Genomic DNA, 20,779 nt, shown 5'->3' with positions numbered 1-20,779 from the left:
TCCGCATTTCCGGCCCCCGGTGCGCGCCCGTAGGGCGCATCAGGCATGGTGGCCGTAACAGGAGGGCGTCAAGGGACTGGCGAGGAGCGCGCGGTGGCGGATCGGCAGTGGGGCGGTGGCGGTTCGAAACCGGCGAAACCTGTGAAACCTGCGGATTCGGCGGACCCGGCGGACCCGGCCGAGGACCGCAAGCCGCAGTCCGACGAGGCGCACAGCGCCTTCACCCCGCCGCTGGGCGTCCCGCTGCCGCCCCCGCCCGAGGACGAGCACCCCACCTCCGAGTTCGCGCTGCCCGAAGGCGTGGCCGCCGAGCCCGAGAGCGGGCCCGAGGGGTCGGCGTTCATTGCGCCGGGCACCGGGCCGCGTCCCGTGCCGCCGCCCGCGCCGCCCGCCTTCACCCCGCCCTACGGCATACCCAAGGTCAGCCTCATCAAGGAGGAGGCGCCCTGGCAGGACCGCATGCGCACCATGCTGCGCATGCCGCTCGCCGAGCGGCCGATCCCCGACCGTCCCGGCAAGCAGGAGGAGGAGACGGGCCCGGCCGTCCCGCGCGTCCTGGACCTGACGCTGCGCATCGGCGAGCTGCTGCTCGCCGGCGGCGAGGGCGCCGAGGACGTGGAGGCGGCGATGTTCGGCGTCGCGCACGCCTACGGGCTCGGGCGCTGCGAGCCGACCGTGACGTTCACGCTGCTGACCGTCAGCTACCAGCCGTCGCTCGTCGACGACCCGGTCACCGCCAACCGCACGGTCCGCCGCCGCGGCACCGACTACACCCGCCTCAACGCCGTCTACCGGCTCGTCCACGACATCACCTCGCAGGGGCTCACCCTCGAGGAGGCGTACGGGCGGCTGGCCGAGATACGCCGTAACCGCCACCCCTACCCGGGCTGGGCGCTGACGCTGGCGTCCGGGCTGCTCGCGGGCGCGGCGAGCATGCTGGTGGGCGGTGGTCCGGTGGTGTTCCTCGCGGCGGCCGTCGGGGCGATGCTCGGCGACCGGCTGGCGTGGCTGGCGGCGGGGCGCGGGCTGCCGGAGTTCTACCAGTTCGTCGCCGCCGCGATGCCGCCCGCGGCGATGGGCGTGGCGCTGAGCGCCCTGCACGCGTACGTGGACGTGCAGGCCTCGGCGGTGATCACGGGCGGGCTGTTCGCGCTGATCCCCGGACGGGCCCTGGTGGCGGGCGTGCAGGACGGCCTGACCGGCTTCTACATCACCGCGGCCGCCCGGCTGCTGGAGGTCGGCTACCTGATTGTCGGCATCGTCTGCGGTGTGCTCGTGGTGCTCTACGGGGGCGTGCACGTCGGCGGCGGGACGCTCAACCCCGAGGCGGCGCTCGAGCACCAGGACCGGCCCGTCATCCAGATCATCGCGGCGATGATGCTGGCCTTCGCCTTCGCGGTGCTACTCCAGCAGGAACGTCACACCGTGTGGGTCACCACGCTCAACGGCGGCGTCGCCTGGGTGATCTACGGGGCGCTCGCCACCACGATGGGCGCCGACCCGGTGCCGGCCACGGCCGTGGCGGCGGGGCTGGTGGGTCTCTTCGGGCAGCTGCTCGCGCGTTACCGGCACGCCTCGGCGCTGCCGTACATCACGGCGGCCATCGGTCCGCTGCTTCCGGGTAGCGCCGTGTACTTCGCCCTGCTGAACTTCGCGAAGAACGAGCTCAACACCGGCATCTCCAGCCTCACCAGGGCGGCGGCCCTGGCGCTGGCGATCGCCATCGGGGTGAATCTCGGGTCCGAGATGGCCCGGCTGTTCCTGAAGGTGCCCGGCGAGGCGGCCGGGCGCAGGGCAGCGAAGCGGACGCGCGGCTTCTGACCCCGTTCGGGGGAAGCCGCGCGTCACGCTTCACCCGGAGGCTCGCACCACGCGCGCGTGGTGCGAGCCTCCGGGCTCGGTGTCACACTCAGTGGTGCGAGCCGCCCGCGGCCTCGAGGCGCTTGTACGAGGCCTCGATCTCGGCCTCGGCCTCGGCGCGGCCGACCCAGTCGGCGCCCTCGACGGACTTGCCGGGCTCGAGGTCCTTGTAGACCTCGAAGAAGTGCTGGATCTCCAGGCGGTCGAACTCCGACACGTGGTGGATGTCGCGCAGGTGCTCCACGCGCGGGTCGTTCGCCGGGACGCACAGCAGCTTGTCGTCGCCGCCGGCCTCGTCCGTCATGCGGAACATGCCGATGGCGCGGCACTTGATGAGGCAGCCGGGGAACGTCGGCTCGTCGAGGATGACCATCGCGTCCAGCGGGTCGCCGTCCTCGCCGAGGGTGTTCTCGACGAAGCCGTAGTCGGCCGGGTAGGAGGTCGAGGTGAAGAGTCGGCGGTCCAGACGGATGCGACCGGTCTCGTGGTCCACCTCGTACTTGTTCCGCGAACCCTTCGGGATCTCGATGGTGACGTCGAACTCCACGGGTGGCTCCTTCATGATCAACACATACGTCTGGTGATTAAGTGTCCCCCACGTAGGTGTGTGGTGGCGAAAGGGGCTGGTCCGTGGTGCCTGAAGCCGGGCCTTGGCAGATCGGCTGGTGGCGGGACGCCCCCCGGGCGCAGCGCCGGACCGTACAGTTCGCCGCCGCGTCCGCCGTGGCCGGTGTGGTGATCGCGACCGGTGCGGTGGCGGCCGCCGGCCCCTGGGACGGAGGCCAGCGTAAGGCCGAACGGGCCCGCGCCGCCGCATGGGTGCGCCCCGGGAACGGTGAGGACGGCGCCGGGCGGGCCGGGCAGGAGGCCGGGGCGCCGCCGGTGCTGGGGGCGCTGCGGGGTGCCGGGGGCGGCGGCGCGGCGGCGCGGGGCGAGGGCCTGGCCGGGGCGCTGGAGCCGCTGCTGGGGGACTCGGCGCTGGGTTCGGAGCACGCCGCGTCCGTCGTGGACGCGGCCAGCGGGCGGCAGTTGTACGGGTCCGGGGAGGACACCTCGTACACCCCGGCGTCGACGATCAAGCTGGCCACGGCGGCGGCCGCGCTCGCCGCGCTGGGGCCCGAGCACCGGATCGAGACCACGGTCGTCGCCGGGACGGACGGGATCGTGCTGGTGGGCGGGGGTGACCCCACGCTCACCGCGCTGCCGCCCGGCAAGGACGGAGGGCCGCGCTCCGCGTCGCTGGCGGACCTGGCCGACGCGACGGCGCGCTCGCTCAAGGCGCGCGGGACCACCCGTACCCGGCTCGCGTACGACGCCTCGCGGTACTCGGGGCCCGCGCAGCACCCCATCGGCACCAACGACAACATCGCGCCCGTCAGCGCGCTCATGATCGACGAGGGCAGGCTCGACGACTCCGACCGCGGCCCAGCCGGGCGGACGTCCGATCCGGCGGGCGACGCGGCGCGCGCCTTCGCCGGCCTGCTGCGGGACCGGGGCGTGGACGTCGAGGGCGAGCCGGCCGAGGGCCGGGCGGACGGGAAGGCGGCCCGCGTCGCCGCCGTGGCGTCGCCGCCACTGGCCGACCTGGTCGAGCGGACGCTGACCAACAGCGACAACGACATCGCGGAGGCGCTGGCGCGCCAGACCGCGCTCGCCTCCGGGCAGCCGGCGAGCTTCGAGGGCGCGGCGAAGGCCGTCATGGGGCGGCTGGCTGGCCTGGGCCTGCCGATGGAGGGCGTGCGCATCGCCGACGGCAGCGGCCTGGACCGCGCCGACCAGGTCACGGCGCGCTTCCTGACCGGGCTGCTGGCGCGGACGGCGGCACCGGACGCGGCGCGGCTGCGGCCGGTGCTGACCGGGCTGCCGGTGGCGGGCTTCAGCGGCACCCTGCGGGACCGCTATCCGCGGGAGAGTGCCGGGCGGGCGACCGTGCGTGCCAAGACGGGCACGCTGACGGGGGTGAACACGCTGGCCGGGACGGCGGTGACGCCGTCGGGGCGGCTGCTGGCCTTTGCGTTCCTGGCGTCGGACACCAGCTCCGCCGACGCGGCGCAGCAGGCCCTCGACCGCCTGGCGGCGGCGGTGGCCGTTTCGGGCGGCTGACGGTCCTGGGGCGGGGCCGGGGCGGTGCCGGATCGGACGGGTGGCCCGGCACCGCGGTGCGGGGGCCGGTGCGGCCCGGTGGTCCGGTTGTGCCCACCCGTTCCGCCCTGCGGAACGACTGCCCACAACCGGCTGCGGGCACACCCCCGCCCGGGGCCCGGGGCGGAGCCCCGGAGGTTGTTCCGCCGGGGTGCTCAGCCCCCACGCAGTGGTCCGGCGGTGCCGAGCCGGCACCGGGGCCCGGGGCGGAGTCCCGGTGCCAGGTCCCAACGGGGAAGCCCTCTACGGAAGCTGTGCGCAGCACGTACGGTGAAGGCATGACGAGCGTCGGTGGCACGGAGATGGTCGACTGGAAGCTCGCGGTGGCGACCGCGACCCGGCTGGTACGGCCGGGGCCGGAGGTCAGCCGGGACGAGGCGCGTGCGGTGGTCGCGGAGCTGCGGCGGCACGCGCGGGCATCGGAGGAGCACGTACGGGGCTTCACCCGCATGGCGTTGGCCGAGCGCAGCGGAGACGGTACGCCCGTGCTCGTCGTCGACCGGGCGGGCTGGATCAAGGCCAACGTCGCCGGGTTCCGGGCCGTGCTCGGGCCGCTGCTGGCGAAGATGCAGGACCGCCGCGCGGGCGTGCCCGGCGGGGCCGTGCTGGGGGCCGTCGGCGGCAAGGTGACCGGCGTGGAACTGGGGATGCTGCTGTCCTTCCTGGCCTCCCGGGTCCTGGGGCAGTACGAGACGTTCGCGCCGATCACTCGCGACCTGCCCGGTTCCCCGGACGGCGGCGGGCGGCTGCTGCTGGTCGCCCCCAACATCGTCCACGTCGAGCGCGAGCTCGACGTGGATCCGCACGACTTCCGGCTGTGGGTGTGCCTGCACGAGGAGACCCACCGCACGCAGTTCTCGGCCGTGCCCTGGCTGCGGGACCACATCGAGGGCGAGATCCAGACCTTCCTCGCGGAGACCGAGGTCGACCCGGCCACCCTGCTCGAGCGCGTCCGGGAGGCGGCGCAGTCGCTGGCCGGGGGCAGGCCCCCGGAGGAGGGCCGCAGCATCGTCGAGCTGGTCCAGACGCCGGGCCAGCGGGAGATCCTGGCCCGGCTGACGGCCGTGATGTCGCTCCTCGAGGGGCACGCCGACTACGTGATGGACGGCGTCGGCCCCCAGGTGGTGCCGTCCGTCACCGAGATCCGGGAGAAGTTCCAGAAGCGGCGCGCCAGCGGCGCGGGCCGGCTGGACGCGGCCCTGCGCAAGCTACTGGGCCTGGACGCCAAGCTGCGGCAGTACCGTGATGGCGAGCGGTTCGTCCGGGCCGTCGTCGACGAGGTCGGCATGGACGGCTTCAACCGGGTCTGGACATCGCCGAACACGCTCCCGACCAAGAGTGAGATCGCCAAACCGGCGGACTGGGTCGCACGGGTGCACGGGCGGACCGACGCGTGACCCCGGCACGCCCGGTGCCGGATGAACGCTCCCGTAATCACCCGTCCGAGGGACCGTGTGCCAAGGGTGGGCGTGCGATGCTCGGGTAAAGGCTCGTCTCTGTCACCATCGACGCACACAGCGTGACGGAAACGGCTGATACTCGGAGTCGGCAAGGCCCCGGCGCCGGCTCCGGCACCCCCCTTTCGAATGGAACGATTGGACACACGGACATGGGTCCACACCCCGCGGTCGCGGCGATACGCCTGGCGGTCCGCCGCGTTCTCCACGACGTTCTCACCCTCGCTCCGCCCGCCTCCGTACCCACCGCGGCCGGCGACCGCCCGCCGCTCGTCCTCGCCGCCTGCTCCGGTGGCGCCGACTCCATGGCCCTCGCCTCCGCCCTCGCCTTCGAGGCCCCCCGTCTCGGAGTCCGGGCCGGCGGCGTGACCGTGGACCACGGCCTGCAGCCGGGCTCCGACCTCCGCGCCGCCGAGGTCGTCAGCCGCCTCACCGCCCTCGGGCTCGACCCCGTCGAGGCCGTGCGGGTCGACGTCGGACGTGAGGGCGGCCCCGAGGCCGCCGCCCGCGACGCCCGCTACGCCGCGCTGGACGCCGTCGCCGAGCGCCACGGCGCCGCCGCGGTCCTGCTCGGCCACACCCGCGACGACCAGGCCGAGACGGTCCTGCTGGCGCTCGCCCGCGGCTCCGGCGTCCGCTCGCTGTCCGGCATGGCCACCGCCTCCGGCGTCGGCGGCCGCTACCGCCGGCCCTTCCTCGGCCTCGACCGGCAGACCGCCCGCAAGGCCTGCATGGTCCAGTCCCTGCCCGTCTGGGACGACCCGCACAACGCCGACCCCGCCTACACCCGCTCCCGGGTCCGCCACGAGGCCCTGCCCGTCCTGGAGAAGGCCCTGGGCAAGGGCGTCGTCGAGGCCCTGGCCCGCACCGCCCAGCTCTCCCGCGACGACGCCGACGCCCTCGACTCCTGGGCCGCCGCCGTCGAGCCGTCCGTCCGGGACGACGCCGGCGACCTGGAGGTCGCCAAGCTCTTCGCGCTGCCTCCCGCCGTCCGCCGCCGGGTGCTGCGCCGCGCGGCCATCGAGGCGGGCTCCCCGGCGGGCTCGCTCTTCGCCCGGCACCTCGAGGAGGTCGACCGGCTGATCACCGGATGGCGCGGTCAGGGGGCCATCAACCTCCCCGGGCGCGTCGCGGTGCGCAGGCAGGGTGGCAGACTGGTCCTCCGGCAATCGTGAACGAGCGAGAGTGGCGCGGGTGGACGACAAGGACATGGGCACCGACCTGAAGTCGGTGCTCATCACCAAGGAAGAGATCGACGCGAAGCTGGCCGAGCTGGCCGCGAAGATCGATGCGGAGTACGCGGGCAAGGACCTGCTCATCGTCGGTGTCCTCAAGGGCGCGGTGATGGTGATGGCGGACCTGGCGCGTGCGCTGTCCAACCCGGTCACCATGGACTGGATGGCCGTGTCCTCCTACGGCGCGGGCACCCAGTCCTCCGGGGTGGTCCGCATCCTCAAGGACCTCGACACCGACATCAAGGGCAAGCACGTCCTGATCGTCGAGGACATCATCGACTCCGGCCTGACCCTGTCGTGGCTGCTGTCGAACCTCGGCTCCCGCGAGCCGGCGTCGCTCAATGTCGTGACGCTGCTGCGCAAGCCGGAGGCGGCGAAGGTCGCCATCGACGTGAAGTGGGTCGGCTTCGACATCCCGAACGAGTTCGTCGTCGGTTATGGTCTCGATTTCGCGGAGAAGTACCGCAACCTGCCCTTCGTGGGCACGCTCGCGCCGCACGTCTACGGCGGCTGAGCGCACACTGGTACGGCGGACGGGACTTTCCGGCGTGCGGGAACCGTTTTCGGTTTCCCGCCGTTGGAGCATGCGAGGGCGGGTTTGTTGACCGTCCTTGGCGGCGTCGGGTGACAATGCTGGGGTACCGTCCGAAGGTCAGTCTTTTCAATCTTTTCAAGGTCGAGCACGACACCGCACGCACAGGCACCCCGAACCGGGGTCGCCGTGCCTCACTGTGGCAGGAGGGACGGGGCGCTCGCGCCCCGTATGGATGGACGTGAAGCGCTACTTCCGTGGGCCGGTCATGTGGATCGTGCTGGCCGTCCTCGCCGTGGTCGTGTTGATGCAGGTCGTCGGCTCGTCCGGCGGCTACAAGTCGGTGGACACCAGCCAGGTCGTACACGCGATCGACAAGAACCAGGTGAAATCCGCCGAGCTGACGACCGGCGACGAGAACAAGATCAAGGTCGAGCTCAAGAGCGGCGTCAAGATCAAGGGCTCGAGCAAGGTCCAGGCGAACTACATCGGCGACCAGGGCGTCGAGATCTCCAAGGATCTCCAGGCCAAGGCCGATGACGACGACTCGAGCACGCTGCCCGACGGCTACAACGTCTCGACGTCGAAGCAGAACCCCTTCCTCGGGGTGCTGCTCTCGCTGCTGCCGTTCGTCCTCATCGTCGTCGTCTTCCTGTTCCTGATGAACCAGATGCAGGGCGGCGGCTCCCGGGTGATGAACTTCGGGAAGTCCAAGGCCAAGCTGATCACCAAGGACACCCCGAAGACGACGTTCGCCGACGTGGCCGGCTCGGACGAGGCGGTCGAGGAGCTCCACGAGATCAAGGAGTTCCTGCAGGAGCCCGCGAAGTTCCAGGCCGTCGGCGCCAAGATCCCCAAGGGCGTGCTGCTGTACGGCCCGCCCGGTACGGGCAAGACGCTGCTCGCGCGCGCCGTCGCCGGCGAGGCGGGCGTGCCGTTCTACTCGATCTCCGGCTCCGACTTCGTCGAGATGTTCGTGGGTGTCGGTGCCTCCCGGGTCCGCGACCTCTTCGAGCAGGCCAAGGCCAACGCCCCGGCCATCGTCTTCGTCGACGAGATCGACGCCGTCGGCCGGCACCGCGGCGCGGGCCTCGGCGGCGGTCACGACGAGCGTGAGCAGACGCTGAACCAGCTGCTCGTCGAGATGGACGGCTTCGACGTCAAGGGCGGCGTCATCCTGATCGCCGCCACCAACCGCCCGGACATCCTCGACCCGGCGCTGCTGCGTCCGGGCCGCTTCGACCGGCAGATCGCCGTCGACCGTCCGGACATGCAGGGCCGTCTGGAGATCCTCAAGGTTCACCAGAAGGGCAAGCCGGTCGCGCCCGACGTCGACCTGGCCGCCGTCGCCCGCCGCACCCCCGGCTTCACGGGTGCCGATCTGTCGAACGTGCTGAACGAGGCCGCCCTGCTGACGGCCCGCAGCGACCGGAAGCTGATCGACAACCACATGCTGGACGAGGCGATCGACCGCGTCGTGGCCGGACCGCAGAAGCGGACCCGGATCATGAGCGACAAGGAGAAGAAGATCACCGCGTACCACGAGGGCGGACACGCCCTGGTCGCGGCGGCCTCCCCGAACTCCGACCCGGTCCACAAGATCACGATCCTGTCCCGGGGCCGCGCGCTCGGCTACACCATGGTCCTGCCCGACGAGGACAAGTACTCCACCACCCGCAACGAGATGCTCGACCAGCTGGCCTACATGCTGGGCGGCCGCGCGGCGGAGGAGCTGGTCTTCCACGACCCGACCACGGGCGCGGCGAACGACATCGAGAAGGCCACCGCCACGGCCCGCGCGATGGTCACCCAGTACGGCATGACCGAGCGCCTCGGTGCGATCAAGTTCGGCTCCGACAACTCCGAGCCCTTCCTGGGCCGCGAGATGGCGCACCAGCGCGACTACTCGGAAGAGGTCGCCGCGCTGGTGGACGAAGAGGTCAAGAAGCTCATCGAGACCGCGCACAACGAGGCGTGGGAGATCCTGGTCGAGAACCGCGACATCCTCGACAACCTGGTTCTGGCCCTCCTGGAGAAGGAGACGCTGAACAAGGAGGAGATCGCCGAGATCTTCAAGCACGTCGTGAAGCGCCCGGCCCGCCCCGCGTGGACCGGCTCCTCGCGCCGTACGCCCTCCAGCCGCCCGCCGGTGCTCTCCCCGAAGGAGCTCGCCCCGACCACCAACGCGGCCGCCGGCAACGGCGTCGTGCCCGCGGTCGACACGGTCGAGCTGCCGAAGGACACCCCGAGCACCCCGGAGAGCTGACACCAGCCGCTCCGCGCAGCCGGTAGCCGGTCCCGCACAGGGCCCGGAATGGATGCCGCGCCACCCAGGTTTTAGCCTTGGGGGGCGCGGCATCGCGCATATTCACGCGCTTCACGCGCCTGGGGCCGCACACGCGGCGCGTACGCACGAGAGAACGAGGCAAGCCCATGACCGACCCGGTGACGCTGGACGCCGAGGGCTCCATCGGCGAATTCGACGAGAAGCGGGCCGAGAACGCCGTCCGTGAGCTGCTGATAGCCGTCGGCGAGGACCCGGACCGGGAGGGCCTGCGGGAGACGCCGGCGCGGGTGGCGCGCGCGTACAAGGAGATATTCGCCGGCCTGTGGCAGGAGCCGGCGGACGTGCTGACCACCACCTTCGACCTCGGCCACGACGAGATGGTCCTGGTGCGCGACATCGAGGTGTACAGCACCTGCGAGCACCACCTGGTGCCGTTCCACGGCGTGGCGCACGTGGGCTACATCCCCTCGACCAGCGGAAAGATCACCGGCCTGTCGAAGCTGGCCCGGCTGGTGGACGTCTACGCCCGCCGCCCGCAGGTGCAGGAGCGGCTGACCACGCAGGTCGCGGACTCGCTGATGGAGATCCTGGAGCCGCGCGGCGTCGTCGTGGTCATCGAGTGCGAGCACATGTGCATGTCCATGCGCGGCATCCGCAAGCCCGGCGCCAAGACGCTGACGTCCGCGGTCCGCGGCCAGCTGCGCGACCCCGCGACGCGCGCCGAGGCCATGAGCCTGATCATGTCCCGCTGAGGACATCTTTCGGCCGTCCGGCCCCGGGTATGCGAAAGGGCCCGCACGACGGCGGGCCCCGGGCAGGCGGTGGCTAGGCGCTGAGGCGGCTGCCCATCCACTTCAGGGTGGGGTTCAGCTCACGGCGCCAGGTGTTGAAGTTGTGGCCGCCGCTGTCCAGGATGATCGAGGAGACCCGGGCCGAGCCCTTGGCCATCTCGATGAACTTCAGCGTGTCCTTGTAGTTGTGCTCGCCCTGCTTGCTGCTGGTGACCAGCACCGAGATGGGCGGGGTCTCCTTGTTCTTGAGGCGCCAGAACACGTCGTTCTCGTTCTCCAGCTGCTTGCTGCCGCCGAAGAGGGAACCGGTCGTCGGGTCCTGGAGGGCCTTGAAGTAGCCGGAGAGCGAGGCTGCGGCGCCGAAGGCGTCGGGGTTGCGCATCGCGATCTTCAGCGCGCAGTAGCCGCCGGTCGAGTTGCCGATGATGCCCCAGTTCGCGGCCTTGTCGCCCACGCGGTAGTGCTCCGTGATGGCCTTGCGCAGGTCCTTGGTGAAGAAGGTCTCGGCCTGCGGGCCGTTGGGTATGTTGATGCACTCCGTGTCGCGCTGGCCCACCACGGACGGGCGCAGCATCACCAGGATGGTGGGCTGCATCTGCTTGGCCTTCGCGAGCTTGTGCGCGCGCACGGGGTAGTCCAGGCCCTTGATCAGGGCCTCGGCGGTGCCGGGGAAGCCGGTCAGGACGATCGAGGCCGGAAAGTTCTTCTTCGCGTACTCCGGCTGGAAGTACTCCGGGGGCAGGTAGACGTACGCCGGGCCGCTGATCTTGGAGTCCACGCCGCTGACGCTGATCTTCTCGATCTTGCCGCCGACCCGCGGCACGTCGCCGCGCGGCACCTTGACCGCCTGGGCGCTGACGACCTGGAGGCGCTTGGCGCCCGCGCTGTGGTCGACGACCACGCCCTCGTTCTTGACCTGACCGAAGAGATCGGCCCAGGAGCCGTAGAAGCCGAAGGACTGGTTCGCCCACAGGCCGATGGCGGCGAACAGCGACAGCTGTGTGGCCAGCATCATGCCCACGCGGGCCAGGACGGAGCCGATGCTCTTCCTGCCCAGTCGGGGCCAGAGCCAAATGGTCAGTGCGAACAGCACTACCGCGGCCGCTATGGCCAGCAGCAGTACTGCCATGCTGGTGAGACCCATGAGGTGCTTTCTGCCGAGCGACCCGGCGCCCGAGTCGCGGAATGGTTACTTCTTTCCGGGCTCGGCCCCCCGCGGAACCTCAACCCCGAAACCGTCGTCCTACAGGGCGCACATTGTCCGGGCGCTGCCGCCGAACGGCGCAGGTCCTCTCGACATGGACGACGGGAAGAGATGTCTGTCAGGGTAGATGGCAAAAAGTCCGATGGGGTTCCTTCGGGGCCCAAGTGGCTGTCGGGGCTTGCGCGTATCGCCAAGGGGCCAAAGCCGGAGAACGTTCCGGTGGTCGTGGGCACGGTCGCTGCCCTCATCGGCCTGCTGGACATCCTCGCCGGGGTCGTCCCCAGGTACCGCTGGAGCAAGGTCCACTCCCTCACCGAGGTGCTGCCCGGCAGCGTGACCCAGCTGGCCGCGGCCGGCTCGATCATCATGGGCATCCTGCTGCTGATGCTCGCGCACGGCCTCAAGCGGGCCAAGAAGCGGGCCTGGCTGGCCGCCGTCGTGGTGCTCCCGGTCGGTGCGGTCGCGCAGCTGCTCTACCGCCACTCCTACATCGGCGCGATCTTCTCCCTGCTGCTGTTCATCTACCTCGTGTGGCACAGCAAGTCCTTCTACGCGCTGCCCGACCCGCGCAGCCGCTGGAAGGCGCTGGCCAACTTCATCCTGCTGGGCGCCTTCAGCTTCGGCCTCGGCTGGGTGATCGTCGGCTCGCACCCCAACCAGATGGTCGGCGACCCGCCGGTGCTCGAGCAGATCGAGCACGTCATCTGGGGTCTGTTCGGTTTCGAGGGTTCGATCCGCTACACCGGCGGCGTCGACTACACCGTCGGCTACTCGCTCGGCGCCCTCGGCCTGCTGACCGTGGCCACCACCGCCTACCTGGCCTTCCGCCCCGAGCACCCGGCCGCCGTCCTCACCGAGGACGACGAGGACCGGCTGCGCGAGTTGCTGGCCAAGCACGGCGCCCGCGACTCGCTCGGCCACTTCGCGCTGCGCCGCGACAAGAGCGTGGTCTTCTCGCCGTCCGGCAAGGCCGCCGTCACCTACCGCGTCGTCTCCGGCGTGATGCTGGCCAGCGGTGACCCGATCGGTGACGTCGAGGCCTGGCCCGGCGCGATAGAGCAGTTCATGCTGCTCGCCAAGAAGCACTCCTGGACCCCGGCCGTCAACGGCTGCAGCGAGACCGGTGGCGAGGTCTGGACCCGTGAGACCGGGCTCGACGCGCTGGAGATGGGCGACGAGGCCATCGTCGACGTGGCCGACTTCACGCTGACCGGCCGTTCCATGCGCAACGTCCGCCAGATGGTCAAGCGCATCGAGCGCAACGGCTACACCACCCAGGTCCGCCGGGTGGGCGACCTGAGCCCCGAGGAGCTGGCGGTCGTCCAGCAGGCCGCCAACGCCTGGCGCGACACCGAGACCGAGCGCGGCTTCTCCATGGCCCTCGGCCGCATCGGCGACCCCAAGGACCTCGACGCCGTCATCGCCACCGCCCACAAGGCCCCGGAGGAGGGCGAGGAGCCCGGCCCCTTCGGCGACCTCAAGGCCATGCAGCACTTCGTGCCGTGGGGGAAGGACGGCATGTCGCTGGAGCTGATGCGCCGCGACCGCAGCGCCGACCCGGGCATGAACGAGCTGCTGATCGTCGCCTCCCTGCAGGCCGCGCCGGACCTGAAGATCAAGCACGTCTCGCTGAACTTCGCGATGTTCCGCTCGGCCCTCGAGCGCGGCGAGCGCCTGGGCGCCGGCCCGGTGCTGCGCGGCTGGCGCGGGCTGCTGCTGTTCCTCTCGCGCTGGTTCCAGATCGAGTCGCTGTACAAGTTCAACGAGAAGTTCCGGCCCCGCTGGGAGCCGCGCTTCATCGTCTTCCCGACCAGCCGCGACCTGCCCCGCATCGGCTTCGCGATGATGCAGGCCGAGGGCTTCCTGGAGCTGCCGCGCCTGCTGCGCCGCCGCCCGACCGAGCCCAAGCCGAGCATGGACGAGGGCAGCGGCGTCTCCGAGCAGCGCGAGGTCACGCGCGCGGCCTGACGCCCCCGGCGCGCCCGACGCGCCCGCCACGCACCCGATGCCCTCCCGGACCCTGTCCGGGAGGGCATCGGCGTTCCGGGTCCCCTCCCGTCCGCCGGGCGGCCTCCACGCGGGCGGTACCAGGCCGCTCGTACGCCCTAGGCTGGTTGGTATGAGTACGTTGCGTGGCCGTGTCGGGCCGGTCGGACTGCCCGAGTGGGACCGGTGTGCGGTGATGGGCGTGGTGAACGTCACGCCCGATTCGTTCTCGGACGGCGGGCACTGGTTCGACACCGCTCTCGCCGTCAAACGGGGCGTGGAGCTGGTGGCCGGCGGCGCCGACCTGGTCGACGTGGGCGGGGAGTCCACCCGCCCGGGTGCCGTGCGCGTCGACGAGGACGAGGAGCTGCGCCGGGTGATCCCGGTGGTCCGCGAGCTGGCGGGCGAGGGGGTGGTGGTGTCGGTGGACACCATGCGCGCCTCCGTCGCCGAGGCCGCCGTGGAGGCGGGCGCGGTGCTGGTCAACGACGTCAGCGGCGGCCTGGCCGACCCGGCGATGGTGCCCGTGGTGGCGGCGGCCGGGGTGCCGTTCGTGGTCATGCACTGGCGGGGCTTCAGCGAGGACATGAACAGCCGGGCGGTCTACGGGCCCGATGTGACCGGCGAGGTCGTCGCGGAGCTGCGGCGGCGCGTCGACGAGGTCGTCGACGGCGGCATCGACCCGTCCCGCCTGGTGGTCGACCCGGGCCTGGGCTTCGCCAAGATGGCCGGGCACGACCTGGCCCTGGTGGCCCGGCTGGGCCGGTTCCGCCGGGAGCTGGGGCTGCCGATGCTGGTGGCCGCCTCCCGCAAGCGCTTCCTGGGCCGGGTGCTGGCCGGCCCCGACGCCGACCCGCCGCCCGCCCGCGAGCGGGACGCCGCGACGGCCGCCGTCTCCACGCTCGCCGCGCACGAGGGCGCGTGGGCGGTGCGGGTGCACGAGGTGCGGGCGAGCGCGGACGCCGTACGGGTCGTACGGGCCGTCGAGGAGGCCGCCGCGGCCGCGGACGCCGCCGAGGCCGCCGAGGCCGCGGAGTGAGCGCCGCGCGGACCGACAGCGAGCGGGTCGAGCTGGCGAACACCGCCCTCTACGAGGCGGTGGAGCGCGGCGACACCGCGGCCATGGACCGGCTGTGGCTGAACGATCCCCGCACCGACGTCTCGTGCGTGCACCCGGGCTGGCCGGTGCTGCGCGGGCGCAACGAGGTGCTGCGCTCGTACGCGCTGATCATGGCCTCCACCGACTACATCCAGTTCTTCCTGACGGACGTCGAGGTGTCGGTCTCCGGCGACACCGCCCTGGTGACCTGCACGGAGAACATCCTCAGCGGCGCCCCGGCGGAGAACGAGGGCGAGCTGGGGCCGCTGGTGGGGCAGCTCGTCGTGGCGACCAACGTCTTCCGGCGGGCCGGCGACGAGTGGAAGGTGTGGTCGCACCACGGCTCGCCGGTGCTGGCCGGGCGCGAGGACGAGGAGGAGGACGAGGACGAGGACTCCGGGGGGCCCGGCGGCGGCGCCCAGCCGACAGGCTGAGCCGACGAGCTGAGCCGACGGGGTGACGGGGCGGTACGGCACGTCAGCGTGAAGGGTATGTGACCACTCGTTCGAGCTGCTTGCGGCCCGGGTAGGGGTGGATCGCGGGTCTCCGGGTAAGCGCGGCGGGAGCCGGCTAGCACCGTCGGCGCCCGTTGTCCATAGCACCCGTGGACGGGCACTGTCGGTGCCCGCAGGTAGATTCGAATGCGGGCAACCCGGTCGCAGGCCGGGACGGGAGCCCTGCCGGCCGCCGGCCGGTACGTTCCCAAACCGGCCCAATACCGACAACCAGCAGGAGTGATTCGTGTGGATCGTGTCGCGCTGCGCGGCTTGAAGGCTCGCGGGCACCACGGGGTCTTCCCCCGGGAACGCGAGGAGGGCCAGACCTTCATCGTGGACCTGGTGCTGAGCATGGACACGCGGGCTGCCGCGGCCGACGACGACCTCGCGAAGACCGTGCACTACGGCATCGTGGCGGAGGAGGTCGTCGACATCGTCCAGGGCGAGCCGGTCGACCTCATCGAGACGCTCGCCGAGCGGATCGCCGAACAGTGCCTCAAGCATGATCCGGTGCGGGAGGTCGAGGTGGTCGTGCACAAGCCCGACGCCCCGATCACCGTGCCGTTCGACGACGTGACCATCACTATTACCCGGAGCCGAGTATGAGCAGCAGCGACCCGACCGTGCAGCCGGTGCCCGCCTCCGTGGTGGCGCAGGTGGACGCCGCCGACGTGACGTTGAGCAATCCCAAACGCGCCGTGATCTCGATCGGCAGCAACCTGGGCAACCGCCTGGAGATCCTGCAGGGCGCGATCGACGCGCTGGAGGACACGCCCGGCCTGCGGGTCAAGGCCGTCTCCCCGGTGTACGAGACCGAGCCCTGGGGCGTCGAGCCCGGCTCGCAGCCGTCGTACTTCAACGCGGTGGTCCTGGTGAAGACCACCCTTCCGCCGGACTCCCTGCTCGAGCGCGGTCACGCGATCGAGGAGGCCTTCGAGCGGGTCCGGGAGCAGCGCTGGGGTGCGCGCACGCTGGATGTGGACATCGTCACGTACCAGGACGTCGTCTCCGACGACCCCGGCCTGACCCTGCCGCACCCGCGCGCCCACGAGCGCGCCTTCGTGCTGGTGCCGTGGCACGACGTGGACCCGGAGGCCGAGGTTCCGGGGCGTGGTCCGGTGGTGGAGCTGCTGGCCGAGATCGGCAATGCCGGTGTGCAGCCGCGGGCCGACCTGGAACTCCGGCTGCCGGAGTAGCCGTTGTAGCCGTTCGGCGTGTGGAGTGATTGAGGAAGATCGACGATGAGGGGCGACGGCTCGGTGAAGCAACTTCGGATCGGGGTGCTGGTCGGGCTGTTCGCCGTGGCCGGGGTCCTCTCGTGGGCGGGCGCCCGCCTGTGGGACTCGTTCGGCACGCTGCCGAGCGTGCCGGTGGCGGCGCCGATCGTGCTGGCCGTCATCGCGGCGGCGCTGACGGCGACGGCCCTGTCGCTGCGGGCGCGCCTGCGCGCCCAGCGTGAGCGCCGGCCCGGCGCGAAGGGCGTCGACCCGCTGCTGGCCGCACGGGCCGTGGTCTTCGGACAGGCCAGTGCGCTGGTCGCGGCCCTGGTGGCGGGCATGTACGGCGGCGTCGGCGTCTTCCACCTCATCGCCGGCCTGGACGTGGACGTCCGCCGCGACCAGGCCATCTACGCGGGGGCGTCCGTTCTGGCCGGTGCGTGCGTGGTGGCTGCCGCCTTCTTCATGGAACGCGTCTGCAAGCTCCCGGAGGACGAGGACGACGACGGGAGCGGGGCCGGCACGTCGAGGGCGTGATTCTTCCCCCACCCCGCCCCTTCCCGTAAGGCCTCAAGCGCCGGCCGGGCTGGATTGGACCGCGCTGCGCGCGGCGGCCTCAAACGCCGGCCGGGCTGGATTGGCCGGTTTGTGGGCAGTCGTTCCGCAGGGCTGGGGGCACCTCCCAGCGGTAGCTGGGGGAGGGTGGGCACAAACCGGCCACCGGCCCGCAGCCGGGCACGTGCCTCAGGCCCCCGGAACCGTCACGACCTCCGCCTCGCTGATCGATCGTCGAAGCGCGGCGTGCAGCCGCCCCGGCGTGAGTACCCCCAGGTAGTGGTCCCCGGCGTCCCCGTCCAGCACGGCGATCCACCCGGCATCATGCTGCAGCATCGTGCTGAACGCCTGCTTCAGGGACGCCCCCAGCGGCAGCCACGCATCCATGCGCCGCGCACGCTCCCGCACCCGTACCGACTCCTCGCCGGAGGCCACCGCGTCCGCCGAGATCCAGCCGTGCAGCCGCCCCGCGTCGTCCACGACGACCGCCCAGCGGGCGTCCTCGTCCTCGAGCCGCCTCGCCGCCGAGGACAGCCGGTCGTCCAGCCGGACCACCGGCGGCTGCTCGAGGTCCCCGGCCTCGATCGGCGTCACCGACAGCCGCTTCAGCCCCCGGTCGGCCCCGACGAAGTCGGCGACGTACGGCGTCGCGGGCGCGCCGAGCACCGCCGCCGGTGCGTCCAACTGTTCGATGCGTCCGCTTCCGTAGACCGCGATGCGGTCACCGAGGCGGACGGCCTCCTCGATGTCGTGTGTGACGAACAGCACGGTCTTGCGCACCTGTGACTGCAGTCGCAGGAACTCGCTCTGCAGCCGCTCACGCACCACGGGGTCGACCGCGCCGAACGGTTCGTCCATCAGGAGGACGGGCGGGTCCGCGGCCAGCGCCCGCGCGACGCCGACCCGCTGGCGCTGGCCGCCGGAGAGCTGGTCGGGGTAGCGGTCGCCGTAGACGGCCGGGTCGAGCCCGACGAGGTCCAGCAGCTCCGCGGCCCGCGCGCGGGCCCGCTTGCGCTGCCAGCCCAGCAGGTGCGGCACGGTCGCGGTGTTGTCGAGCACCGTTTTGTGCGGGAAGAGCCCGACCTGCTGGATGACGTAGCCGATGCGGCGGCGCAGCTCGACGGGGTCGACGGCGGAGATGTCCTCGCCGTTGACGAGGATCCGCCCGCTGGTCGGCTCGATCAGCCGGTTGACCATCTTCATCGTGGTGGTCTTGCCGCACCCGGACGGCCCGACGAGCGTGACGAGCTCGCCCTCCGCCACCTCGAAGGACAGGTCGTCCACGGCGGTGGTGCCGTCGGCGTAGCGCTTGGTGACGTGCTCGAAGCGGATCATGGTTCCCCATTGTTGCCGGACTCCCGCTCGAACAATGTTGCCGGTAGATGACCGCCGGAGGCGAATGTCAGTGCCCCGGGTTAGGGTCGCCAGTGACCGACCGTGAAGGCCGAGGGGGAGGTGAGGCACGGATGGCGGAGTCCAACTGCTTGATCGCCAACGACTGGCTCTGCGGCGAATACCTGCGGACGCGTGGCCAGGAACTGACGGACGCGACGCTCCAGCACGTCGGCATCACACTGGCCTCGGTCGCCATAGGGCTGCTCGTGGCCTTCCCGCTCGCCCTGCTCGCCCGCAGGTGGCGGGGCGTCGCCGGGCCGGTCCTCGGGGCGACCACGATTCTCTACACCGTGCCGTCGCTGGCCATGTTCTCGCTGCTGGTGCCCGTGTTCGGGCTGTCGGCGGCGGTCGTGGTGACGGGCCTGGTGCTGTATTCGCTGACGATCCTCGTGCGCAACATATTGGCGGGCCTGGCGTCGGTGCCGCAGGAGGCCCGGGAGGCCGCGCGCGGCATGGGGTACGGGCCGGTGCGGCTGCTGTTCGGGGTCGAACTGCCGCTCGCCCTGCCCGCCCTGATGGCGGGTCTGCGGATCGCCACCGTCTCGACCGTCTCGCTGACGACCGTCGGCGCGATCATCGGCTACGGGGGCCTGGGCAACCTCATCTACGAGGGCATGCGTAGCTACTTCAAGGCGCAGGTGCTCACCGCGTCCGTGCTGTGCGTGGTGCTGGCGGTGGCCGCGGACGTCGCGTTGCTGCTGGTGCAGCGGCTGCTGACGCCCTGGGCGCGACCGAAGAAGCGCCGGGTGAGGTCCCGGCGGCTCGCGGCCGGCCGGGCGGTGGCCTGATGGGATCCGTCGTCGAGCGGACGTGGGAGTGGCTGACCACCGCTGCCCACTGGAGCGGTACGGACGGCGTCTGGCACCGGCTGGGCGAGCACCTGTTCCTGACGGTGGTGTGCCTGCTGGTCTCGTGCGCGATAGCGCTGCCCGTGGCCGTGGTGCTGGGGCACCTGGGCAAGGGCGGGGCGCTGGCGGTGAACATCGCCAACGCGGGGCGGGCGGTACCCACGTTCGCGGTGCTGGTGCTGTTGCTGCTCAGCCCACTGGGTACATACGGCTCCTGGCCGACCGTCATCGCGCTGGTCCTCTTCGCGATACCCCCGCTGCTGACCAACGCCTATGTGGGGATGCGCGGGGTGGACCGGGACATGGTGGAGGCCGCCCGGGGCATGGGCATGACGGGCGGTCAGGTGATCCGCCGGGTCGAGCTGCCCCTGGCCTTCCCTCTGATCGTGACCGGGGTGCGGACGGCGGCCGTGCAGGTCGTGGCCACCACCACGCTCGCCGCACTGCCCGGCGGCGGAGGCCTCGGCCGGATCATCACGGCCGGCTTCCGGCTCACCGACACCGCGCAGGTGGTGGCCGGCGCGCTGCTGGTCGCCGTGCTGGCGCTGCTGGTGGAGGGCGCCTTCGTGCTGCTGCAGCGGTTTCTGGACCCGATGCGCGGGCATGTGACGACTGTTCAAGATCGACTCGTCTGACCGGATGGAGACCCCCATGCCCCGCAACCCGCGTCGTGCGCGGACCACCCGTGCCCTGCTGGCGGTGGCCGGCGTCACCGCCCTGACAGCGGGGCTGTCCGCGTGCGGCGGCGACAGCCTGGAGAAGTCCGGCGGCGGGTCCGGCGGCTCGGCGAAGCCGGGGCAGGAATCGCTGGTCATCGGGTCCGCTTCCTTCACCGAATCGAAGGTGCTGGCGGAGATATACGCGCGGCTGCTGCAGGACGCCGGATATTCCACGTCGATCAAGACCGCGGACGCCCGTGAGCTCTACGAGCCCGAGCTCGAGAAGGGCCAGATCGACGTCGTTCCGGAGTATGCCGCGACGCTCGCCGAATTCCTGAACAAGAAGCAGAACGGGAAGGACGCGCCCCCGGTCGCTTCCGCCGATGCCGGGGCCACCGTGAGGGCGCTGCGGAAACTCGCCGAGCCGCGCGGGCTGAAGGTGCTCGACGCGGGCCGGGCGGTCGACCAGAACGCCTTCGCGGTGACGGCGGAGTTCGCGAGGAAACACCAGCTCAAGACGCTTTCCGATCTTGGAAAGTCGAAGCAGCGGGTCAAGCTCGCGGCGGGTGACGAATGCCCCCAGCGGCCCTTCTGCCAGCCGGGCCTGGAGAAGACCTACGGCATCGACATCAGCGGCATCGACCCGCTCGAGGTCGGCAGCACCCAGGCCAAGCAGGCGGTCAAGGACGGCAAGGACCAGCTGCTGCTGACCACCACCACGGACGCCACGCTCGAACAGTTCGGACTGGTGATCCTGGAGGACGACAAGAAGCTGCAGAACTCCGACAACGTCCTGCCCGTGGTGAATGCCGAGAAGGCCGGTTCGCAGAAGATCGCGGACGCGCTCGGCAAGCTCAACCGGGTGTTGACCACGGACGATCTCACCGAACTCAACAAGAAGGTCGACGCGCAGCGCCTCAAGCCCGCCGACGTCGCGGCGCAGTACCTCAAGGAGAAGCGGCTTCTGACGAAGTGACGGCGTAGGGGAGAAGTAAGATCAAGGGAACAGTTTGGT

Annotated in this window: 19 protein-coding genes; 16 read left to right on the top strand and 3 right to left on the bottom strand. The window is 71.5% G+C overall.

The annotated features are described in order from the left end of the window. Window positions 1-45 precede the first annotated feature (45 nt). Window positions 46-1,821, top strand: a complete 1,776-nt coding sequence (locus ACIG36_RS31865) for a threonine/serine exporter ThrE family protein (protein WP_399935553.1) — start codon at window positions 46-48, stop codon at window positions 1,819-1,821. 88 nt (window positions 1,822-1,909) lie between these two features. On the opposite strand, the gene ACIG36_RS31860 is transcribed toward ACIG36_RS31865, so the two are convergent. Further along, window positions 1,910-2,407 carry an inorganic diphosphatase gene (locus tag ACIG36_RS31860; protein ID WP_071962293.1) on the bottom strand — a complete coding sequence of 166 codons (498 nt, stop codon included), beginning with the start codon at window positions 2,405-2,407 and terminating at the stop codon, window positions 1,910-1,912. Between the two features lie 83 nt (window positions 2,408-2,490). Here ACIG36_RS31860 and dacB point away from each other — a divergent pair, with 83 nt between their 5' ends. The 6 genes from dacB (at window position 2,491) to folE (ending at window position 10,265) form a co-directional block, all read left to right on the top strand. Continuing rightward, on the top strand, window positions 2,491-3,963 hold the full coding sequence (gene dacB / locus ACIG36_RS31855; protein WP_399935550.1) for a D-alanyl-D-alanine carboxypeptidase/D-alanyl-D-alanine-endopeptidase: 1,473 nt from the start codon (window positions 2,491-2,493) through the stop codon (window positions 3,961-3,963). A gap of 317 nt (window positions 3,964-4,280) precedes the next feature. After that, on the top strand, window positions 4,281-5,399 hold the full coding sequence (locus tag ACIG36_RS31850; protein WP_399935547.1) for a zinc-dependent metalloprotease: 1,119 nt from the start codon (window positions 4,281-4,283) through the stop codon (window positions 5,397-5,399). A 212-nt stretch (window positions 5,400-5,611) separates the two neighbouring features. Next, entirely contained in the window at window positions 5,612-6,634 is a 1,023-nt protein-coding gene (gene tilS, locus ACIG36_RS31845) for a tRNA lysidine(34) synthetase TilS (protein WP_399935544.1), read from the top strand. Window positions 6,635-6,668: 34 nt separating this feature from the next. Next, window positions 6,669-7,208, top strand: coding sequence for a hypoxanthine phosphoribosyltransferase (gene hpt, locus ACIG36_RS31840; protein ID WP_004940393.1), 540 nt, complete (start codon window positions 6,669-6,671; stop codon window positions 7,206-7,208). Window positions 7,209-7,461: 253 nt separating this feature from the next. Next, window positions 7,462-9,492: an ATP-dependent zinc metalloprotease FtsH gene (gene ftsH / locus ACIG36_RS31835; RefSeq protein WP_399935541.1), complete on the top strand. Its 2,031-nt coding sequence runs from the start codon at window positions 7,462-7,464 to the stop codon at window positions 9,490-9,492. A gap of 167 nt (window positions 9,493-9,659) precedes the next feature. After that, window positions 9,660-10,265, top strand: coding sequence for a GTP cyclohydrolase I FolE (gene folE / locus ACIG36_RS31830; RefSeq protein WP_399935538.1), 606 nt, complete (start codon window positions 9,660-9,662; stop codon window positions 10,263-10,265). A 73-nt stretch (window positions 10,266-10,338) separates the two neighbouring features. Here the strand turns inward: folE and ACIG36_RS31825 are convergent, their stop codons facing one another. Next, a complete protein-coding gene (locus ACIG36_RS31825; protein WP_399935535.1) occupies window positions 10,339-11,448 on the bottom strand; it encodes an alpha/beta hydrolase in 1,110 nt (369 codons plus the stop codon). A 171-nt stretch (window positions 11,449-11,619) separates the two neighbouring features. On the opposite strand from ACIG36_RS31825, the gene ACIG36_RS31820 reads away from it, so the two are divergent. The 6 genes from ACIG36_RS31820 (at window position 11,620) to ACIG36_RS31795 (ending at window position 16,844) form a co-directional block, all read left to right on the top strand. Next, the gene (locus ACIG36_RS31820; protein WP_399935532.1) at window positions 11,620-13,476 is read left to right on the top strand and encodes a phosphatidylglycerol lysyltransferase domain-containing protein; all 1,857 of its coding nucleotides are present in this window, start codon (window positions 11,620-11,622) and stop codon (window positions 13,474-13,476) included. 151 nt (window positions 13,477-13,627) lie between these two features. After that, a complete protein-coding gene (gene folP, locus ACIG36_RS31815; RefSeq protein ID WP_399935530.1) occupies window positions 13,628-14,533 on the top strand; it encodes a dihydropteroate synthase in 906 nt (301 codons plus the stop codon). Beyond that, window positions 14,530-15,027, top strand: coding sequence for a nuclear transport factor 2 family protein (locus ACIG36_RS31810; protein ID WP_399935527.1), 498 nt, complete (start codon window positions 14,530-14,532; stop codon window positions 15,025-15,027). The genes folP and ACIG36_RS31810 overlap by 4 nt, the downstream gene beginning before the upstream one ends. A gap of 309 nt (window positions 15,028-15,336) precedes the next feature. Next, the gene (folB, locus tag ACIG36_RS31805) at window positions 15,337-15,696 is read left to right on the top strand and encodes a dihydroneopterin aldolase (protein ID WP_399935524.1); all 360 of its coding nucleotides are present in this window, start codon (window positions 15,337-15,339) and stop codon (window positions 15,694-15,696) included. Continuing rightward, on the top strand, window positions 15,693-16,286 hold the full coding sequence (folK, locus tag ACIG36_RS31800; RefSeq protein WP_399935521.1) for a 2-amino-4-hydroxy-6-hydroxymethyldihydropteridine diphosphokinase: 594 nt from the start codon (window positions 15,693-15,695) through the stop codon (window positions 16,284-16,286). Before folB ends, folK begins: the two co-directional genes overlap by 4 nt. 63 nt (window positions 16,287-16,349) lie before the next feature. Then, window positions 16,350-16,844, top strand: coding sequence for a DUF3180 domain-containing protein (locus ACIG36_RS31795; protein WP_399935627.1), 495 nt, complete (start codon window positions 16,350-16,352; stop codon window positions 16,842-16,844). Window positions 16,845-17,051: 207 nt separating this feature from the next. Here the strand turns inward: ACIG36_RS31795 and ACIG36_RS31790 are convergent, their stop codons facing one another. Beyond that, entirely contained in the window at window positions 17,052-18,197 is a 1,146-nt protein-coding gene (locus tag ACIG36_RS31790; RefSeq protein ID WP_399935519.1) for an ABC transporter ATP-binding protein, read from the bottom strand. Window positions 18,198-18,328: 131 nt separating this feature from the next. Between ACIG36_RS31790 and ACIG36_RS31785 the strand changes: the two genes are divergently transcribed. The 3 genes from ACIG36_RS31785 to ACIG36_RS31775 are packed head-to-tail and all read left to right on the top strand — an operon-like array spanning window position 18,329 to window position 20,740. Next, window positions 18,329-19,045 carry an ABC transporter permease gene (locus tag ACIG36_RS31785; RefSeq protein ID WP_399935517.1) on the top strand — a complete coding sequence of 239 codons (717 nt, stop codon included), beginning with the start codon at window positions 18,329-18,331 and terminating at the stop codon, window positions 19,043-19,045. After that, entirely contained in the window at window positions 19,045-19,740 is a 696-nt protein-coding gene (locus ACIG36_RS31780) for an ABC transporter permease (RefSeq protein WP_399935514.1), read from the top strand. The genes ACIG36_RS31785 and ACIG36_RS31780 overlap by 1 nt, the downstream gene beginning before the upstream one ends. 16 nt (window positions 19,741-19,756) lie before the next feature. Then, window positions 19,757-20,740, top strand: coding sequence for an ABC transporter substrate-binding protein (locus ACIG36_RS31775; RefSeq protein ID WP_399935511.1), 984 nt, complete (start codon window positions 19,757-19,759; stop codon window positions 20,738-20,740). Window positions 20,741-20,779 lie beyond the last annotated feature (39 nt).

Source organism: Streptomyces sp. NPDC053048 (assembly GCF_044547045.1).
GTDB lineage: Bacteria > Actinomycetota > Actinomycetes > Streptomycetales > Streptomycetaceae > Streptomyces.
The sequence above is the reverse complement of the archived record's forward strand: the minus strand, read 5'-3'. Positions and strand labels throughout refer to the sequence as shown.

What these genes read in the sequence shown, in the direction of transcription:
- ACIG36_RS31820 (WP_399935532.1), top strand. Translation starts at nt 11,620, where the DNA reads ATGTCTGTCAGGGTAGATGGCAAAAAGTCCGATGGGGTTCCTTCGGGG.
- ACIG36_RS31775 (WP_399935511.1), top strand. Translation starts at nt 19,757, where the DNA reads ATGCCCCGCAACCCGCGTCGTGCGCGGACCACCCGTGCCCTGCTGGCG.
- hpt (WP_004940393.1), top strand. Translation starts at nt 6,669, where the DNA reads ATGGGCACCGACCTGAAGTCGGTGCTCATCACCAAGGAAGAGATCGAC.
- ACIG36_RS31850 (WP_399935547.1), top strand. Translation starts at nt 4,281, where the DNA reads ATGACGAGCGTCGGTGGCACGGAGATGGTCGACTGGAAGCTCGCGGTG.
- ACIG36_RS31825 (WP_399935535.1), bottom strand. Translation starts at nt 11,448, where the DNA reads ATGGGTCTCACCAGCATGGCAGTACTGCTGCTGGCCATAGCGGCCGCG.
- ACIG36_RS31785 (WP_399935517.1), top strand. Translation starts at nt 18,329, where the DNA reads ATGGCGGAGTCCAACTGCTTGATCGCCAACGACTGGCTCTGCGGCGAA.
- ACIG36_RS31790 (WP_399935519.1), bottom strand. Translation starts at nt 18,197, where the DNA reads ATGATCCGCTTCGAGCACGTCACCAAGCGCTACGCCGACGGCACCACC.
- folK (WP_399935521.1), top strand. Translation starts at nt 15,693, where the DNA reads ATGAGCAGCAGCGACCCGACCGTGCAGCCGGTGCCCGCCTCCGTGGTG.
- tilS (WP_399935544.1), top strand. Translation starts at nt 5,612, where the DNA reads ATGGGTCCACACCCCGCGGTCGCGGCGATACGCCTGGCGGTCCGCCGC.
- folE (WP_399935538.1), top strand. Translation starts at nt 9,660, where the DNA reads ATGACCGACCCGGTGACGCTGGACGCCGAGGGCTCCATCGGCGAATTC.
- ACIG36_RS31780 (WP_399935514.1), top strand. Translation starts at nt 19,045, where the DNA reads ATGGGATCCGTCGTCGAGCGGACGTGGGAGTGGCTGACCACCGCTGCC.
- folP (WP_399935530.1), top strand. Translation starts at nt 13,628, where the DNA reads ATGAGTACGTTGCGTGGCCGTGTCGGGCCGGTCGGACTGCCCGAGTGG.
- ftsH (WP_399935541.1), top strand. Translation starts at nt 7,462, where the DNA reads ATGGACGTGAAGCGCTACTTCCGTGGGCCGGTCATGTGGATCGTGCTG.
- ACIG36_RS31865 (WP_399935553.1), top strand. Translation starts at nt 46, where the DNA reads ATGGTGGCCGTAACAGGAGGGCGTCAAGGGACTGGCGAGGAGCGCGCG.